15 protein-coding genes and 2 rRNA genes (1 of these 17 only partly in view) are annotated in these 17,340 nt (G+C 45.7%); 13 read left to right on the top strand and 4 right to left on the bottom strand.

Annotated features, from left to right (window positions below; translation table 11 throughout):
* The 7 genes from FKX85_RS21095 to FKX85_RS21065 all read left to right on the top strand — a co-directional run.
* A 23S ribosomal RNA gene (locus FKX85_RS21095) occupies positions 1-1,611 on the top strand (it extends 1,273 nt beyond the left edge of the window).
* Between the two features lie 102 nt (positions 1,612-1,713).
* A 5S ribosomal RNA gene (rrf, locus tag FKX85_RS21090) occupies positions 1,714-1,825 on the top strand.
* A gap of 662 nt (positions 1,826-2,487) precedes the next feature.
* Entirely contained in the window at positions 2,488-3,732 is a 1,245-nt protein-coding gene (locus FKX85_RS21085) for a dihydroorotase (protein WP_141616605.1), read from the top strand.
* Positions 3,725-4,237, top strand: coding sequence for a DUF4199 domain-containing protein (locus FKX85_RS21080; RefSeq protein ID WP_141616604.1), 513 nt, complete (start codon positions 3,725-3,727; stop codon positions 4,235-4,237). The genes FKX85_RS21085 and FKX85_RS21080 overlap by 8 nt, the downstream gene beginning before the upstream one ends.
* 11 nt (positions 4,238-4,248) lie before the next feature.
* A complete protein-coding gene (locus FKX85_RS21075; protein ID WP_141616603.1) occupies positions 4,249-4,791 on the top strand; it encodes a DUF4199 domain-containing protein in 543 nt (180 codons plus the stop codon).
* 7 nt (positions 4,792-4,798) lie between these two features.
* The gene (locus FKX85_RS21070) at positions 4,799-5,761 is read left to right on the top strand and encodes a glycosyltransferase family 2 protein (protein WP_141616602.1); all 963 of its coding nucleotides are present in this window, start codon (positions 4,799-4,801) and stop codon (positions 5,759-5,761) included.
* Positions 5,761-6,711: a glycosyltransferase gene (locus FKX85_RS21065; protein WP_141616601.1), complete on the top strand. Its 951-nt coding sequence runs from the start codon at positions 5,761-5,763 to the stop codon at positions 6,709-6,711. The genes FKX85_RS21070 and FKX85_RS21065 overlap by 1 nt, the downstream gene beginning before the upstream one ends.
* On the opposite strand, the gene FKX85_RS21060 is transcribed toward FKX85_RS21065, so the two are convergent.
* Entirely contained in the window at positions 6,701-7,474 is a 774-nt protein-coding gene (locus FKX85_RS21060) for a class I SAM-dependent methyltransferase (protein ID WP_141616600.1), read from the bottom strand. The genes FKX85_RS21065 and FKX85_RS21060 overlap by 11 nt on opposite strands.
* 193 nt (positions 7,475-7,667) lie before the next feature.
* On the opposite strand from FKX85_RS21060, the gene FKX85_RS21055 reads away from it, so the two are divergent.
* Genes FKX85_RS21055 through FKX85_RS21045 form a run of 3 tightly spaced genes read left to right on the top strand, consistent with a single transcriptional unit; the run spans position 7,668 to position 11,902 of the window.
* Complete coding sequence (locus FKX85_RS21055; RefSeq protein WP_141616599.1) at positions 7,668-9,047, top strand: efflux RND transporter periplasmic adaptor subunit; 1,380 nt, start codon at positions 7,668-7,670, stop codon at positions 9,045-9,047.
* Between the two features lie 10 nt (positions 9,048-9,057).
* Entirely contained in the window at positions 9,058-10,413 is a 1,356-nt protein-coding gene (locus tag FKX85_RS21050) for an ABC transporter permease (RefSeq protein ID WP_141616598.1), read from the top strand.
* Positions 10,406-11,902: a TolC family protein gene (locus tag FKX85_RS21045; RefSeq protein ID WP_141616597.1), complete on the top strand. Its 1,497-nt coding sequence runs from the start codon at positions 10,406-10,408 to the stop codon at positions 11,900-11,902. Before FKX85_RS21050 ends, FKX85_RS21045 begins: the two co-directional genes overlap by 8 nt.
* Before the next feature lie 14 nt (positions 11,903-11,916).
* Here the strand turns inward: FKX85_RS21045 and FKX85_RS21040 are convergent, their stop codons facing one another.
* The 3 genes from FKX85_RS21040 to fabG all read right to left on the bottom strand — a co-directional run bounded on the left by FKX85_RS21040 (position 11,917) and on the right by fabG (position 13,956).
* Positions 11,917-12,096: an Arc family DNA binding domain-containing protein gene (locus FKX85_RS21040; RefSeq protein WP_141616596.1), complete on the bottom strand. Its 180-nt coding sequence runs from the start codon at positions 12,094-12,096 to the stop codon at positions 11,917-11,919.
* Positions 12,097-12,108: 12 nt separating this feature from the next.
* Positions 12,109-12,957: an SPFH domain-containing protein gene (locus FKX85_RS21035; RefSeq protein WP_141616595.1), complete on the bottom strand. Its 849-nt coding sequence runs from the start codon at positions 12,955-12,957 to the stop codon at positions 12,109-12,111.
* Positions 12,958-13,209: 252 nt separating this feature from the next.
* A complete protein-coding gene (fabG, locus tag FKX85_RS21030) occupies positions 13,210-13,956 on the bottom strand; it encodes a 3-oxoacyl-[acyl-carrier-protein] reductase (RefSeq protein ID WP_141616594.1) in 747 nt (248 codons plus the stop codon).
* Between the two features lie 429 nt (positions 13,957-14,385).
* On the opposite strand from fabG, the gene lpdA reads away from it, so the two are divergent.
* From lpdA to FKX85_RS21015, 3 genes are all read left to right on the top strand, one after another.
* Positions 14,386-15,783: a dihydrolipoyl dehydrogenase gene (lpdA, locus tag FKX85_RS21025; protein ID WP_141616593.1), complete on the top strand. Its 1,398-nt coding sequence runs from the start codon at positions 14,386-14,388 to the stop codon at positions 15,781-15,783.
* 98 nt (positions 15,784-15,881) lie between these two features.
* Positions 15,882-16,415, top strand: coding sequence for an RNA polymerase sigma factor (locus FKX85_RS21020; protein ID WP_141616592.1), 534 nt, complete (start codon positions 15,882-15,884; stop codon positions 16,413-16,415).
* Entirely contained in the window at positions 16,415-17,233 is an 819-nt protein-coding gene (locus FKX85_RS21015; RefSeq protein WP_141616591.1) for an anti-sigma factor, read from the top strand. The genes FKX85_RS21020 and FKX85_RS21015 overlap by 1 nt, the downstream gene beginning before the upstream one ends.
* Positions 17,234-17,340 lie beyond the last annotated feature (107 nt).

Below are 17,340 nucleotides of genomic sequence, written 5' to 3'. Positions count from 1 at the left end.
CAAATGTAGGCATAAGTAACGATAAGGCGGGCGAGAAACCCGCCCACCGATAGACCAAGGTTTCCTGATCAACGCTAATCGGATCAGGGTCAGTCGGGACCTAAGGCGAACCCGAAGGGGGCAGTCGATGGACAACGGGTTAATATTCCCGTACCGTACATACAGGTGAAGGAGGGACGGAGCGATGAAAGTCCCGCCCGGTGACGGAAAACCGGGTTGAAGGGTGTAGGTATTGGAGGCACAGTTAAATGCGTGCCTTTAGCCGAACCTGATAGTACCGCAATCCTTCGGGAGCGCGGATAGCGGACCTAAGGACTTCCAAGAAAATCTTCTAGCGACAAGCGTATGTACGCCCGTACCGCAAACCGACACAGGTGGTCAAGGAGAGAATCCTGAGGTGCTCGAGTGAATCATGGCTAAGGAACTCGGCAAAATGGCCCTGTAACTTCGGGAGAAGGGGCGCCTACTCACTTTAGGGTGAGAGGCCGCAGTGAAAAGGCCCAGGCGACTGTTTATCAAAAACACATGGCTTTGCGAAGTGGCGACACAAAGTATAAGGCCTGACACCTGCCCGGTGCCGGAAGGTTAAGGGGGGGCGTTACCGTAAGGGAAGCGCTGAACTGAAGCCCCGGTAAACGGCGGCCGTAACTATAACGGTCCTAAGGTAGCGAAATTCCTTGTCGGGTAAGTTCCGACCTGCACGAATGGTGTAACGATCTGGGCACTGTCTCAGCCATGAGCTCGGTGAAATTGTAGTCGCGGTGAAGATGCCGCGTACCCGCAACGGGACGGAAAGACCCCATGAACCTTTACTGCAGCTTAGCATTGGCATTGGGCAAACAATGTGTAGGATAGGCCGGAGGCTGTGAGCCGGCGTCGCCAGGCGTCGGGGAGCCACTGTTGAAATACGGCCCTTTGTTTGTTCGGTGTCTAACCCGTCAAGGACGGGGACATTGCTTGGTGGGTAGTTTGACTGGGGTGGTCGCCTCCAAAAGGATAACGGAGGCTTCCAAAGGTTCCCTCAGCACGCTTGGTAACCGTGCGTGGAGTGCAATAGCATAAGGGAGCTTGACTGTGAGGCCGACAAGCCGAGCAGGGTGGAAACACGGGTATAGTGATCCGGCGGTACCGTATGGAAGGGCCGTCGCTCAAAGGATAAAAGGTACTCTGGGGATAACAGGCTGATCTCCCCCAAGAGCTCATATCGACGGGGAGGTTTGGCACCTCGATGTCGGCTCGTCACATCCTGGGGCTGGAGAAGGTCCCAAGGGTTGGGCTGTTCGCCCATTAAAGTGGCACGCGAGCTGGGTTCAGAACGTCGTGAGACAGTTCGGTCCCTATCTGTTGCGGGCGTGGGAAACTTGAGAGGATCTGACCTTAGTACGAGAGGACCGGGTTGGACGGACCGCTGGTGTACCGGTTGTGGTGCCAACTGCACTGCCGGGTAGCTACGTCCGGAAGGGATAAGCGCTGAAAGCATCTAAGTGCGAAACCCACCTCGAGATGAGGTTTCCGTATAGGGTTGTCAGAGACGATGACGTTGATAGGCTGCAGGTGTAAAGCCGGAGACGGCATAGCTGAGCAGTACTAATAGCCCGAAAGCTTGCCTGTTTGGAGTTGTATTATCTTTTGTAGGGTCGAAAGGCTTATAAGGAACAGAAAGGAAAAAAAGAAACGCGTTGTCCCTTTTCAGAGAGGGGCACATAAAGAGCTTAGGGCGGTACGGCACAGGGGATCCACCTCTTCCCATCCCGAACAGAGAAGTTAAGCCCTGTCGCGCCGATGGTACTGGGGTCACACCCGGGAGAGTAGGTCGCCGCCCGATTTTATCAAGGCCCTCCGTATATACGGAGGGCCTTTTCTTTTTTATACCTGGGTGTCCCGTACACGGCTTTCCAAAGAAGGATATCCCCAACCACCGGAATCCATGTTTTTCGGATCAATCAATATTTCTGGGGGCGGGAGAAGATTTATATTCATTTGGTATGTCGCCACGAAGTCGCCAAGACACGAAGTGTTTTGTAGGCAGGTTCCAAATTTCATGGAAAACAAACAGCTTTGGGTCTTATTTTGAGAACAAAGCAATATTTCTGGAAGATGAGAGATTTCCAGGTGGTTTTGGTAAGCATATTTCCCTTTAATGTAGCAATAGTAATGCGTGCCCCGGTATAAAAAAAAATTAGCATAAATCTTATTAATCTGCACCATCTGCGTGCTATCGAAACCAACCCTAATCCCCCCAACTTTTCCGCTTGATCCTGTTTTGAAGATTGGGTAGTTTTTTAATGGTCATGGGCTTTTATGCTGGTCAGGGGAAATCCGTGGAGATCCCCTGATGAAACGGGGCAGGAAGTGTAATCTGTGGGCTTTCTTCCAAACAATTGGGTTACTGGCATGATTGGGTATAATCATACTTTTTTTAATCTTTCGGATTATAAGGTTTATTTTTTGAGAAAAAAGTGCCAGTTTTGCACAAATATTTTAAGCATGGCAGTTCTACTAAAGTCACTAAGATTAATCCAAAAAGATATCGTCGGAAAACCATCGCATTATTCCTATGATGGAAGAAAGCTTAGTCAATATGATGGAGATGAAAGTGGATTTTCAGAAGTGATTGATTGTAGTGGCTGGCTTGGAAGTACTGGTTGGATAGACCTTAGGTGTGGCGTAGGAGAGCCTGGGCACGAGTACCAGGAGACATTGGAGAGTTTGGATCAAGCCCTCAAACATGCAGGTTTCACTCAGGCTGTGCTATTGCCTAATACTTCCCCTGTGATACAGAGTAAGAATGAAGTTGAGTTTATAAAGAACAAGGCTAGCGCTTTTTTAACTAAGCTGCATGTCCATGCAGCAGTGACCAAGGACACCCTGGGGGAGGATCTTACCGAAATACTGGATATCCATCATCACGGGGTGACTGTTTTCGGAGATGGCAATGTGCCGCTTTCCAATTCCGATAGGATGATGAAGGTACTCCAATACCTCCAGAAATTTGACGGGGTCCTATTTGACCAGTCTTATGATCCGTTATTGGCCATATTTGGTCAGATGCATGAGGGATATACGTCGACTTCATTAGGGATGAAAGGAATCCCCTCGCTGGCAGAGGAGGTCGCCATTCAGAAAAATATAGAAATCCTTAACTACACCGGAGGAAGGATTCATTTCCAGACGGTAAGTACAAGAGGCGGTGTTGCTGCCATTAGAAAAGCAAAATCGGAAGGATTACAAGTAACCGCTGATGTATCGCTATATCAATTGCTTTTCGTTGATGAAGACCTTAGCAATTACGATAGTAAACTAAAAGTAATGCCACCGTTTCGGGGAAAAGCTGATCAGGAAGCCTTACTTGAAGGGCTTAAGGATGGCACCATCGATGCCATTGTGTCAAACCACCAGCCTAGGGATTATGATGCCAAACATATGGAATTTGACCTCGCTGAATTTGGAATGAATGGGTTGCAGACATTTTTACCCGGGATGGTGTCGTTGGAGACCAAATTGGGCTGGCCATTGTTAATAGATAAGATTACTTCTGGACCGGCACGTATCATTAGATGTCAAGAAGACCAAATGACTTCCCTTACTGTATTTGACCCGAATGAAGAGTGGATATTCAATAGACAATCCAACAAATCCCTGTCAGCTAATTCACCGTTCTATAACCAACGCCTGAAGGGGAAAGTGAAAATGGTCATCAATAAGGATAAATTCGCTCGGTTGGATGGCTAAATATTTTAAGGGGAGCTATTTGTTTGGTGTTGTCGGTGGGGTCTTCTGCCTATTGGCCTTTTGGGTGCTTAGTTGGGTGGGATTGGATCCTATTGACTTTACACTGCTATTTGCTTGCTTGATTACCCCTGTTTTTGTTTTTATAGGAATCAAAAACTATCGGGATACTACTGGTGCCGGTGAGATGTTATTTGCGCAGGGGATGACCGTTGGTTTTGTGATTTACGGGTTGATCGCTTTGATCACGGCATTGGGGATTGCGCTATTTCTACAAATGGCCCCTGATCTATTTGCCAGCTATAAAGCAGATAGAATATCCTATCTTCAGGAAAAGCAAACCTATATTACCGAAAATGTCAATAAAGAGGCCTTTGATAAGGCCATGACAGAACATCGGGGCATGTCGGTTAGGGATGTCGCACTGGATGTGTTTCTGAAAATTTTTATCTTGGAATTGTTCTTTACAATAATTATTTCGATAATTTTAAAGAGAATAAAAAACTAAATTTTGTCAATATGGAAACTCAAGAAACACCTTTTAAAGCTGCACTGAGGTCAGGGATGATCCTTGGACTCATTTCGTTAGTGATTAGTTATCTGGTTTACTTTGTAGATGCTACCCTGTTTGCCTCAAGCTGGATGCTCTTATTGGTGGCTTTGACATTTGTCTTGGTACTTGTCTTTGGCTTTAGTTATAGAAAGGAGCTAGGAGGATATATCTCGTTTGGTGCTGCATTCCAGTTTTCTTTCTTGACCCTGATAATAGCAGGAGTCATTGGGATGATCGGGCAACTTTTATTATATATGGTCATAGATCCGGCCCTTCCTCAGGTATTGGCAGATCAACAAATGCAAAATACCATGGAAATAATGGAAAGCTTCGGAGCATCGGATGCAATGAGTACAGAACAAATGGATGAAATGAAACAAGGATTCCTTGATGGATATACTGTAGGAGGGCAATTGAAAGCATTTGGCTTTGCTTTGATAATTTACGCTATCATAGCTTTGATTCTTGGAGCTATCATCAAAAGAAAAGAACCCACATCAAGTTATTAACAGTTAAATGACGCAAGTTTCGATTATCGTTCCCGTTTACAATGAGGAAGAATCTTTACCTGAATTGACCACATGGATAGGACGTGTGATGAATCAACATCGTTTTAGTTACGAATTGATTTTTATCAATGACGGCAGTTCTGATAAATCCTGGGAAGTAATCGAGTGCTTGGCCAAGCAAAATGGCCATATCAAAGCAATTGGTTTTAGCCGGAATTACGGCAAATCAGCTGCGTTGGATATTGGTTTCAGCCGGGCTTCGGGAGAAGTGGTGATCACCATGGATGCAGACCTTCAGGACAGCCCTGACGAAATACCTTTGCTATATGACATGATTAAGGAGCAAGGGTATGATATTGTTTCTGGCTGGAAGAAAAAGCGTCACGACCCCTTTACAAAGACGGTTCCCTCCAAGTTTTTCAATGGAGTGACACGCCTGATATCAGGAATAAAACTCCATGACTTCAACTGTGGGCTAAAGGCCTACAGGAACAAAGTGGTCAAGCAAATTCATCTTTATGGTGAAATGCACCGCTATATCCCGCTCATTGCTAAATGGAACGGTTTTAATAAAATCGGAGAGAAAGCTGTTGAGCACCGGGCCAGAAAATATGGTACGACCAAATTTGGGATAGAAAGGTTTGTTCATGGTTTCCTTGATCTGATCTCGGTATCTTTTGTCAATAGGTACAGGAAAAAGCCCATGCACTTCTTTGGAGCGTTGGGCTCCATTTCCTTTTTTGGTGGGTTTTTGATTACCTGTTGGTTGGTCTTTGAGAAAATCAGAGGGATCCGGCATGGGCTTGAGGTAAGGGAAGTGACCGATCAGCCTTTGTTTTTCCTATCGTTGGTGGCGCTGGTAGTGGGCGTACAGCTTTTCTTGACAGGTTTTTTGGCCGAAATGATGATTTCTACCTCCTCGAGAAAGGGAGACTATAATATTGATGAGGAGTTAAATTTCGCTCACTGATGTTTTTTTCGATCATCGTCCCTGTTTATAACAGACCTTCAGAAGTTTTAGAATTGCTCCAAAGCCTGTGTGACCAAGTTTACAAGAAATTTGAGGTAATTATCATCGAGGATGGCTCGTCCGATAAGTGCGATAAGGCGGTAAGGCAGTTTGAAGATAAACTGACCGTACGTTACTTTTTCCAAGATAATGCAGGTCAGGGGTTTGCACGGAATTTCGGAATGTCCCAAGCTAAAGGAGACTATTTTGTTTTTTTTGATTCGGACTGTGTGATTCCTGCGACATATTTGGAAAGCTTATTGGAAGCCATCCGAAATCGGCAACTGGATGCACATGGCGGCCCTGATGAAGCTGCTGAAGGATTTTCTGCTTTTCAAAAAGCCATTAATTTTAGCATGACTTCTTTTTGGACCACTGGGGGCATAAGGGGAAAAGTGGCCGATCCCAAGAAATACCAGGCGAGGGGCTATAACATGGGACTGTCCACCAAGGTGTACGCAACAATTGGAGGGTTTATTGATCCTAACCAAGGAGAGGATATTGAATTGAGTATACGGATAAAGAAGAATGGTTTTAACCTGGAGTTGGTCAAGGAGGCCTATGTGTACCATAAGCGAAGGAATGATTTTGTCTCCTTTCTGCGCCAAAGTTTTTCTTTTGGCCAAAACAGGGTAAATGTCAACCGCTTCCACCCAGGGGCTATTAAGGCAGTCCATTTGATGCCGGCTTTATTTCTGTTGGGCTTTTTGATAGTGGTCTTTAGTAGGCTGGTGTACACACCTTTGTTTTTTTTAGGAGCAATCGTTTATGGGAGTTGGACCTTGGGGGTTTTGTGGTCCGCCACTATTGGTTGCCGTTCCTTAAAGGTAGGGCTCTTGGCAATCTTAACCTCCTATGGGCAGCTGTTTGCTTATGGGGCAGGGTTGATCAATGGGCTACTCAGGAAATAACAGCACCCTTGGTACAGTAGAATATGATTTCGTTTCGAGGAAGGGCGTGGGCCTTTAGGGTTTCTTTTGGCAATGTCTGTACGAAACGGTCTTCGTGAACCTGGAGGCCTGATTGGGAGAGTCGCCGGGAATAGTCATTTCCGTATTTTCGGACATGGTCCCTTTGCCCAAACATCTTTTCACGTTCAGCAGGTGAAGTAATGCTTTCGTCCTCAAGGGTCTTGGGAATGTCATAAACGGGAGATTGGATGATTCCCCAGCCATCTTTCTTGAGGACACGGTTGATTTCCTTACAGGCCAATAGGTCATCATCGACGTGTTCCATGACGTGGTTGCAGAAAACTACATCAAAGTGTTGGTCCTCAAATGGGATTTTATGGACATCCATTTTGACTTTGGCGAGCGGAGATTCTATATCACCGGTAATGTATTCAATATTGGGAAGTTTCTCGAAGCGGTCAATAAAGCACAATTCAGGTGCAATGTGCAGGACTTTGAGGCTTGCCTCAAAGAAATTGGTTTGCTGCTCCAGGAATAACCACATAAGGCGGTGCCGCTCCAATGCGAGGCAATTCGGACATAGTGCATTTTCACGCGCCTTACGTCCATAAGGTAAAAACTTACTGAACTCCCTTTTACAAACAGGGCAGCTAACATCATGACCACGGTAGAAAATGGCCAATACCCTTAAAAAAACATGACTGATGTGTTGCAGAAAACTTCTAGGTATATATCTTATGATAAAACTGATGATAGACTTCATGAACGCCTGTTTTAGAGAATTTTGGCACAATTTAACAAAACATATCATTTAAATTTAACATTTATTAATTAAGATTTTAGTTTGAATTATTATGTCAATGGCTATATTTGAATTTAGTTGGGATGGAGCTTAGTTTTTAAAAATTTAATTTTGTAAACAATAATCTATAAATATACCTAACAGTGAAACTGTCATGAAAAAGAATTTATTATTTGTAGCGGTTGGAAGTGTGGTGGCCATATTGGTCCTGTACTTTATTTTTTCTCCCACTGCCTCCGGGGATGGTGCTGATATCATTGTCCCGGTCGAAAAAGGAAAATTTACCGTTGAAATAGCCACGACAGGCGAACTTAAAGCCTTAAGGTCGGTGATGATCATGGGGCCAACCAGGGCACGGGATTTTCGTGTCAACCAGATTACCATTGAGCGAATGGTGGATGAAGGTACCGTGGTGAAGAAAGGAGATTTTATCGCTTCATTGGATAAATCAGAACTTTTTGGTAAGCTCAGCGATGGACAAAACAACCTGGATTCTGAAGTAGCTCAATACGAACAAGCCAAATTGGATACTGCATTAACACTCCGCCAGGAACGGGACAATATCCTGAATCTGGAGTATAATGTGGAGCAGAAGAAATTGGTGCTGGAGCAATCCCAGTACGAACCGCCGGCTACGATCAAGCAAAATGAATACGATTTGGAGAAAGCCGAACGTGACCTGGACCAAGCCAGACAAAATTATAAAATCAAATTCAACCAGGCCTTGGCCAAAATGGCGGAGAGATCGGCCAGACTTCGCAAAGAAGAGCGTGAATTTCAGGCCATGAACGACTTGCTGGAAGAATTTACCATCACAGCTCCCCAAGATGGAATGGTCATTTACCGGACCAATTGGGACGGAAATAAAATTGCCGAAGGATCCCAGATCAGTGCCTGGAACCCCGTGGTCGCCACGCTGCCTGATTTGACAGAAATGCAGAGTATCACCTATGTAAATGAAGTGGAAATCAGAAAGGTAAAAGTGGGGCAAGCCGTAAAGATAGGGCTTGATGCCTTTCCGGAGAAGGAATTTACCGGCAAGGTGACCCGTGTGGCGAACGTCGGCCAGCAACGTCCAAATTCTGATGCCAAGGTGTTTGAGGTGGAGATTTTGGTCAATGAAAGTGATCCGGTCATGCGCCCGGCAATGACCACCAGTAATACTATTATCGCCCAAGAGCTGGAAGAGGCTATTCATGTGCCCTTAGAGGCCGTGCATGTCCAGAATGACAGTATCAATTACGTATATCTGAACAATGGCGTGAAGCAAGAAGTAAAACTTGGCATGTCCAATTATGATGAAGCGACCATAGAGCTCGGCTTGGAGGAAGGGGATAAGGTGTACTTGTCCATACCAAATTGGGGAGAGAGCCAATCTGTGAAGTTGCTTGAAGAGCTCAACGGCAAGCGAAACCTGAAAGAGGAAGAGGCAGTGCAGGAGGAAATGCCCAAACAACCTGTCCCGGGAGGCCCAGCAGGGGGCAAGCCAGCAGCAGGTGAGGCTAAGGCTGGAAAGAAAGCTTCAAACTCTTAATCTTTGATCTATGTTTGGACCAAGACTTTTGTCTAACTTTTATAGCGCATTGGAGGCAGTGATGGCCAATAGGCTCCGGTCCCTGCTGACGGCGCTGGGGATTATCTTTGGGGTGGCTGCGGTGATTGCCATGATGGCCATCGGAAACGGTGCGCAACAGGAAATCATGGAGCAGATAAAGCTCGTAGGTGTTAACAATATCATCATTGAACCAGTGGTGGAGCAGGTAGAAGAAGAGGTGCAAGATGGCCCAGGCCCCGGGGCAGAGAAAAACAAGTTTAGCCCCGGTTTGCGAATGTTGGACGTAGAGGCCATTAAAGAAGTGATTCCCGGTATCCAGCGGATCAGCCCAGAGGTGATTATGGATACGCATATCGTCAAAAGCGGCGTCCGGCGCTCTGCTAAGTTGGTGGGCGTTACTCCCGAATACTTTAAGGTGACCAATTTCAAACTGCGAGAGGGCAGTATGTTTACAGAGAACAACCTCACTAATGGCGATCCGGTGTGCATTATTGGACGAGGGGTACAGACCAAGTTTTTCAGCAAGGAAAATGCCATCGGAAAGCGCATCAAATGCGGGAACCAGTGGATGCGGGTCATCGGTATCCTGGAAGAGCGAATTGTCTCTGACAAAAGCCTTGCAAAGCTAGGGATCAGGGATTTTAATATGGATGTGTACGTCCCGATGCAAACCATGCTGGTGCGGTATAAAAACCGCGATATGGTGACTTCCGGAAGCTTGGTGTCGGGCAGACAGGGAGTGGTCATCATTAATGGTGAGGTACAGCAAAATACCTCCAATAAAAAGACCAATTACCATCAAATTGATAAGCTGGTGGTACAGGTGAAAGAAAGCAGTATGCTGAATCCTACGGCCGATGTGCTTTCCCGGCTATTGGAGCGAAAACACTATAATGTCATTGATTTTGAGATTACCATTCCCGAATTGCTCCTGAAGCAGCAGCAACGTACCCAAAACATCTTTAACATTGTTTTGGGAGCCATCGCTGGGATTTCTTTGCTCGTAGGCGGCATTGGGATTATGAACATCATGCTGGCCTCTGTCATGGAGCGTATCAAGGAAATAGGCCTTCGGCTAGCGCTCGGCGCCCAGAAAACCGATATTATTCATCAATTTCTCTTTGAGGCCATGATGATCAGTGTGACCGGTGGGATCATTGGGGTGATTTTGGGGATTGTTTTGGCAAGTCTGGTCTCCCAATTTGGAGACTTCCCGACGATCATCACCATTTCCTCTATTTTGGTTTCCTTTAGTGTGGCCGCTACTGTGGGATTGATTTTTGGAATAGCTCCGGCCAAAAGAGCCGCGAGCCAGGACCCGATAACTTCTTTAAGACATGAATAAGTATATTACACTCTTCGTTTTTATTTTCAGTTTATTACTAAGTGTTCCATTTCAGGTAAATGGGCAAGAGCGAATCAAGTACAGCCTGCAGGATATTATTGCCAGGGCAAAGTCAGTATCTCCGGCCGCACTGAGGGCCGAGACTCAGCGTCAGAATAATTACTGGCAATACCGGTTTTATAAATCCAATTATAATCCACAGTTGAGGTTAAACGGGACATTGCCAAGTTATTCACAGGAGGTGCGAGGAGTGGAGCAAAATGATGGTTCCATTGAGTACTTACCGCTCGAACAAAGTACGGTGGATGTAGGCTTGGGACTGGAGCAATCAATAGCACTGACCGGAGGGGAAGTTTCGATCAATACTTCAGCCACACGGTTTGATAATTATTTGACCGATAATCCCGATCAAAGGACCCAGTGGCAAGGAGTACCGGTTAATATCCAGCTTTATCAGCCTATTTTTGCTTTTAACCAGCTAAAATGGGATAAGAAAATCGAGCCGTTGAGGTATGAGGAGAGTAAAAAGAGTTATGTAGAAGAAATGGAGCAAATCAGTCAAAGGGCCACACAGTTGTTCTTTAATTATTTGGTTGCCCAGGTAGGCTATGATATTGCGATGCAGAACAAGACCAATACAGAAGCAATTTATAAGATAGAGAAAGGTCGTTACAATATTGGCACCACCACGGAGGACCAATTGCTCCAAGTGGAATTGCAAGTCCTCCAGGCCGATCAGGATCTGACTTCCGCCCAGCTTTCATTGGAATCTTCCGCCCTTGCATTGAGGTCTTATATTGGGCTGAATGAAAACACCCAGTTTGACCTGATTTTGCCGGATGAAATCCCTGAATTTGCAGTGGATGTGGACAAGGCCATTAACTTGGCATTCGAAAACAGCTCGGATGCGGTAAACTTTCAGATCCAACGACTGGAAGCCGAAGCCGAAGTGGCCCGGGCAAAAGGGCAGCGGTTTAACATGAGTCTCAATGCCCGGTATGGTTATAATAATGCTGCCCCAACTTGGGGAGGTGTATATGAGAATCCTGATCAACAGGCTGTTGTAAGCTTAGGGGTAAGTGTTCCGGTTTTGGACTGGGGCAGAAACAAGGCCAGAATGGGAATTGCCAGGGCCAATCAGGAGTTGGTGAGTTATACGATCGATCAGGAAGTGATTAATTTTGAACAAGAGGTTTTTACCAGGGTCAAGAATTTTCAGCAACTCAGAAGCAGGATCATGATCAGTGATAAGGCCGATGAGGTGGCTGCCAAGCGGTATGAGATTTCAAGGCAGCGCTACCTGAGTGGAAAGGTGGATATTACCAATCTTAATATCGCCCAGCAGGAAAAAGACTCGAACAGAAGGAGTTATATCCAATCATTGCAGGAATACTGGCAGGCTTATTACGAGCTGCGGCAGCTGACCCTGTATGATTTCCAAAATGAAGAATTATTATACAACCCTTCACTGGAAGAAGAGCAAGAATAGAAAAAGAGGCCGGGTTATCCGGCCTCTTTTTTGTTTTTATCGGATTTGGGAAGCCTGCCTGCTTTTTTTAAGGCATCATGGATCAGGTACTCCAATTGTCCATTGGTGCTCCTGAATTCATCGGCCGCCCATTTTTCCACCGCCTTCATCATTTTTTCGTCTATCCTAAGGGCAAAAGCTTTTTTGTTTGGCATATTACGGTTCAATTATTGGTGCAAGGTTCCCACATTGAGGACAGGGCTGGCACTTTTGTCCGAGCAGAGTACCACCATCAGGTTACTGACCATAGCCGCCTTTTTCTCTTCATCAAAGTCAATGATTTCCTTGATTTTTAAATCCTCCAAGGCCATTTCTACCATGCCAACGGCACCGTCCACGATTCTCCTTCTCGCTGCGACAATGGCCGTAGCCTGTTGTCTTTGGAGCATCGCACTGGCGATTTCCGAGGCGTAGGCCAGGTGACTGATGCGGGCTTCGATCACCTTGATGCCAGCGTGTTCCAGCCGCTCGCTGATTTCCTCCTCCAGCGATTGGTTGACGTCTTCCACCCCAGAGCGAAGGGTCACTTCAGCATCTTCGTCTTCAAAATTGTCATAAGGATATAACCCGGCCATTTTTCTGACGGCAGCATCTGCTTGAAGGTGGACGAAGTTTTCATAATCATCCACATCGAAAAAGGCTTTATAAGAGTCCTCTACTTTCCAGACCACAATGGTGCCAATCATGACAGGGTTGCCGATTTTATCATTGACTTTCATGGGTTTGTTTTCGAAGTTCCGGACACGCAAGGAAATTCTTTGTTTGTTCATGAAAGGGTTGACCCAGAAGAAACCATTGGACTTCACGGATCCTTTATAAGCACCAAACAGGAGCAAAACCACAGCTTTGTTGGGTTCGACGATAAAAAATCCGGGAATCACAAAGATGAACAGTAAACTGATCACAACAGCGAGTATGGCATTGCCAACTCCGATGGATACTGCGATGCCAACAGTAAGCAGCAATCCTGCCAACACCATCAAATAGCCGGAAATGGGTTTAGTTGTTTTTTCCATTTTATTATGATTTTAAAGTGATATCATTTTAATATACGTGTGAAGTAATAAGAAAGTTGCTTTATGTTTTTGATGTGAGGGCAAAGCCCCTGAAAAAAACTGAGCTAAAAAATGCTTCTATCCGCCGATGAAAGGACGCTGTAGAACCATCAAGGATTATATGTCGCTCCGATAAAAACAAAAGTCCCTTGAATCTGTTTCGAACAGATTCAAGGGACCCTTTAATTTTTCAATTTTATAATCTCCCAATTACTAGGTCAACATTGCGCCGTCAACTTGCAGTACTTGGCCGGAGACGTAGGAACTCATATCCGAGCCCAGGAAGACACAGGCATTGGCCACTTCTTCTGGTTGGCCGCCTCGCTTCATGGGGATGGCATCTCTCCAGCCCTGAACGGTTTTTTCGTCCAGTACTTCGGTCATTTCCGTTTCGATAAATCCTGGTGCTACCGCATTGCTTCGGATACCTCTGGAGCCAAGTTCCAGGGCTACTGATTTGGTGAAGCCGATGATGCCTGCTTTTGAAGCCGCATAATTGGCTTGGCCAGCGTTTCCTTTGATCCCTACCACAGAGGTGATATTGATGATGGAGCCTGCTTTTTGCTTCATCAAGGTTCTGGTGGCAGCTTTTACAGTGTTAAAGCAGGATTTGAGGTTGATGTTTATGACATCGTCCCAGGCCTCTTCGTTCATGCGCATCAGCAGATTGTCTCGGGTGACACCGGCGTTATTGATCAGGATATCCAGAGCGCCAAATTCTTTGACCACCTCATTGACCAATTCTTCGGCAGCCTTGAAGTCCGAAGCATCCGAGCGGAAGCCTTTGGCCTTGATGCCAAATTCAGCAAGTTCTTTTTCCAAGGCCTGTCCTTTTTCCACGCTGGACAAAAAAGTGAATGCTACATTGGCACCTTCTTGGGCATACTTCAGCGCAATTGCTCTACCGATACCTTTAGATGCCCCGGTTATGAGGGCGGTTTTTCCTGTTAATAATCCCATATTGAATTGTATAGTTAGTTCGATTAGAAGGATCAAAAATAGGGATAATTTCCCAAAAACAAATCCAGGATCCGGTGATCAGTGGGGAACGGGGCGAAATAGGGAAGGCCACTTCAGCGGTTTGTCAATATTGGGAGACAGAAGTCTAAGGTCAAATGGCTTTTGTTTTCGCTTCCAACATTAGTGAACGTACCCGTCCGCGAGACAAACCCTAGGGGCTCGACAACCTTTGCACCCCTTAGTACGAAACGTTTGGTCTTAGCCTTCTCTCATCCGCTCTTCGAGCTTTAGACAGCCTGTGCCACTGTCCCGTACCGTGCCGTATTTGAGCGGTTTCACGCCAGGATAATGGAAACCAAATTTTTTTCTGTGCTTAAATAGTTTAAATTTGCGAAGGTTAAAATAGCTATTTTAAAAACACATACACATATGTCTTCAACAAAATTTGATGTAATTGTAGTAGGTAGTGGACCGGGAGGATATGTAGCGGCGATCCGCGCATCCCAGCTGGGTCTGAAAACTGCTGTTGTAGAAGCCGCTGAATTGGGCGGTATTTGTTTGAACTGGGGATGTATCCCCACCAAAGCCTTGTTGAAAAGTGCGCAGGTTTTTGAATATATCAACCATGCGAAGGATTACGGCATTACCGTAAAGGACCCAAAAGCTGATTTTGGCGGAATGGTGAAGCGAAGCAGGGGAGTGGCCGATGGAATGAGCAAAGGTATTCAGTTTCTTTTCAAGAAAAATAAGATAGAACAACTCCTTGGCTGGGGCAAAGTAAAGCCCGGCAAAAAGGTGGAGGTTGAAGATAAGGACGGTAAGAAAACCACTTACAGCGCCGATAATATTATCATTGCCACAGGTGCTAGGTCCAGAGAGCTTCCTGCCATCAAGATCGATGACAAGAAGATCATTGGCTACCGAAAGGCGATGACCTTGGATAAACAGCCCAAGAAAATGGTCGTGGTAGGTTCTGGGGCCATTGGAGTGGAATTTGCCTATTTTTATGCCACTATTGGCACAGAAGTGACTGTTGTGGAGTTTATGGACCGTATTGTTCCAAACGAGGATGCTGAAGTTTCCAAAGCACTGGAAAGAATGTATAAAAAAGCTGGCTTGAACATCATGACCAGCACGGAGGTTACTTCAGTGGATACCAAAGGATCAGGCTGTAAAGTGACCGTGAAAACCAAAAAAGGAGAAGAAACGATCGATTGTGACGTAGTGCTTTCCGCAGCAGGTGTAGTAGCCAATGTGGAGAACTGTGGACTGGAAGATGTAGGGATCGTCGTAGATAAAGGCCGTATCAAAGTGGACGAATTCTACAAGACCAATATGCCCGGGTATTATGCCATTGGAGATGTGATTCCTGGTCCTGCCTTGGCGCACGTCGCTTCAGCAGAAGGGATCATCTGTGTAGAGAAGATCGCCGGCCATAGCCCAGAGCCATTGGATTATAACAATATCCCCGGTTGTACCTACTGTGTACCCGAGATCGCTTCTGTAGGCTATACTGAAGAGAAAGCCAAGGAGGCAGGTTATGAGCTGAAGATAGGTAAATTCCCATTCTCAGCATCTGGTAAAGCCAAAGCTGCGGGAGCATCTGATGGTTTTGTTAAATTAGTTTTTGATGCCAAATATGGTGAGCTGTTGGGCGCACACATGATCGGGGCGAATGTGACAGAAATGATTGCTGAAATAGTGGCAGTCAGGAAGTTAGAGACTACTGGCCATGAATTGATCAAGACAGTACACCCACACCCTACCATGTCAGAGGCGGTAATGGAAGCAGCGGCTGCCGCATATGATGAGGTAATTCATTTGTAAAATTGGTAAACTTATCCTAATATTAGGACACGAGATGGTTAGCTGTCTCGTGTTTCTTTTTTTAAGAGACCAAAAACAATTAATAACCTCGGCAACTTTTGCAAGAAGACCAACTCATAAAAGGATTAAGAGCGAAGGATAAGCAGACTGTGGACTATTTGTACGAAAAATATTCCAGGGCCTTATTTGCCGTTATATCCCGTGTAATAAATGACCACGACATTGCAGAGGAAGTCTTTCATGATGCTTTTGTGAAAATCATCAGGCGCATCGATAGCTATGATGAATCCAAAGGGAGACTCTACACCTGGATGGCCAACGTCTGCAGGAATGCAGCCATCGACAAAACACGCTCCAAAGAATTTTCCAAAGACAGTAAGACCAATACGATAGATCACTACGTATATGGATTGGAAGGAGCGTCGGGAACTACAGAAGCTGTAGATGGAATCGGCGTGAAGGAACTCATTACAACATTAAATGAGGAACAACGATTCGTGGTTGAATGTATTTATTTTAAAGGCTACACCCATTCCGAGATTTCTGAAGAATTTGAAATTCCACTGGGAACAGTGAAATCCAGGATACGTGCGGCCTTAGGAGTATTAAAAAAGAATATTAATAGAATTTAGTGGATATTCAGTCTTACATAGCGTCAGGCAAGTTGGAGCTCTTTGTGCTGGGAGAACTCAGTGACAGGGAGCGTGAGGAGGTTATTGCGCTTTCCAAAAAGCATCCTGAAATCAAAAGAGAGCTTGAGGAAATCGAGGATGCCATGTTTGCTTTTGATGACAAGTCCGGAGTCAAGCCACCGGAAGCCGTGAAAGGCAAAATCTTTGACAGCTTGTCAAAGGACCTGGAAGAAGGAGAAGAGAAAATAGCAAGCTCTCGCCCTGCTGCCAAACAAGTAGTGCTACAGCCATGGAAGCAATTTGCCGTGGCGTCTTCCATTGTGGCCTTTTTGGCGATTTTGGCAGCAGTGTACTTTGCTGTCCAGTATTATGATGTAGAAGAGCGGTTTACCGCACTGCTGGAAGAACGAAATGTCCTGTCACAGGAACTGGACGTAAACCAAGCCCGCTATCATGAGCTGGATCAGCAATTTGAGACCTTGCTGTCGGGGGATTATGAGCGTGTGCCCATGTTGGGCGATTCATTTGAGCTGCAAAAGGATGCAAGGGTGGATGTTTTCTGGGATAAAGGCTCACAAAACGTGCTCGTCTCTGTCAACGAGCTGGCCTTATTGGATGAGCATCAAGACTATCAGCTTTGGGCGATCGGAGATGATGGGCCGGTAGGTATTGGGATAGTGAAGCCGGGAGAAAAACTGACCCTTCAGCAAATGGAAGCCGCTGCAAGTGCCGGAGCCTTTGCCATTACCATTGAACCTAAAGGAGGAAGTAAGTCACCTACGCTTGAAAACCTTGTGGTGATCGGTGAGGTGGTGTAAAGTAAGCTCAAGGCAATAAGAAATTAAATCTGTGACAAACCCCGTCAATTTTTTTGACGGGGTTTTTATTATCCTGCAAAATTGCTGAATTTAGGTAGTCCAATAGA

This window comes from Echinicola soli, from assembly GCF_006575665.1.
In the GTDB taxonomy this organism is placed as follows: domain Bacteria; phylum Bacteroidota; class Bacteroidia; order Cytophagales; family Cyclobacteriaceae; genus Echinicola; species Echinicola soli.
The sequence above is the reverse complement of the archived record's forward strand: the minus strand, read 5'-3'. Positions and strand labels throughout refer to the sequence as shown.

What these genes read in the sequence shown, in the direction of transcription:
- FKX85_RS21075 (WP_141616603.1), top strand. Translation starts at nt 4,249, where the DNA reads ATGGAAACTCAAGAAACACCTTTTAAAGCTGCACTGAGGTCAGGGATG.
- FKX85_RS21045 (WP_141616597.1), top strand. Translation starts at nt 10,406, where the DNA reads ATGAATAAGTATATTACACTCTTCGTTTTTATTTTCAGTTTATTACTA.
- FKX85_RS21080 (WP_141616604.1), top strand. Translation starts at nt 3,725, where the DNA reads ATGGCTAAATATTTTAAGGGGAGCTATTTGTTTGGTGTTGTCGGTGGG.
- FKX85_RS21035 (WP_141616595.1), bottom strand. Translation starts at nt 12,957, where the DNA reads ATGGAAAAAACAACTAAACCCATTTCCGGCTATTTGATGGTGTTGGCA.
- FKX85_RS21050 (WP_141616598.1), top strand. Translation starts at nt 9,058, where the DNA reads ATGTTTGGACCAAGACTTTTGTCTAACTTTTATAGCGCATTGGAGGCA.
- fabG (WP_141616594.1), bottom strand. Translation starts at nt 13,956, where the DNA reads ATGGGATTATTAACAGGAAAAACCGCCCTCATAACCGGGGCATCTAAA.
- FKX85_RS21060 (WP_141616600.1), bottom strand. Translation starts at nt 7,474, where the DNA reads ATGAAGTCTATCATCAGTTTTATCATAAGATATATACCTAGAAGTTTT.
- FKX85_RS21040 (WP_141616596.1), bottom strand. Translation starts at nt 12,096, where the DNA reads ATGCCAAACAAAAAAGCTTTTGCCCTTAGGATAGACGAAAAAATGATG.
- FKX85_RS21085 (WP_141616605.1), top strand. Translation starts at nt 2,488, where the DNA reads ATGGCAGTTCTACTAAAGTCACTAAGATTAATCCAAAAAGATATCGTC.
- FKX85_RS21070 (WP_141616602.1), top strand. Translation starts at nt 4,799, where the DNA reads ATGACGCAAGTTTCGATTATCGTTCCCGTTTACAATGAGGAAGAATCT.
- lpdA (WP_141616593.1), top strand. Translation starts at nt 14,386, where the DNA reads ATGTCTTCAACAAAATTTGATGTAATTGTAGTAGGTAGTGGACCGGGA.
- FKX85_RS21065 (WP_141616601.1), top strand. Translation starts at nt 5,761, where the DNA reads ATGTTTTTTTCGATCATCGTCCCTGTTTATAACAGACCTTCAGAAGTT.
- FKX85_RS21055 (WP_141616599.1), top strand. Translation starts at nt 7,668, where the DNA reads ATGAAAAAGAATTTATTATTTGTAGCGGTTGGAAGTGTGGTGGCCATA.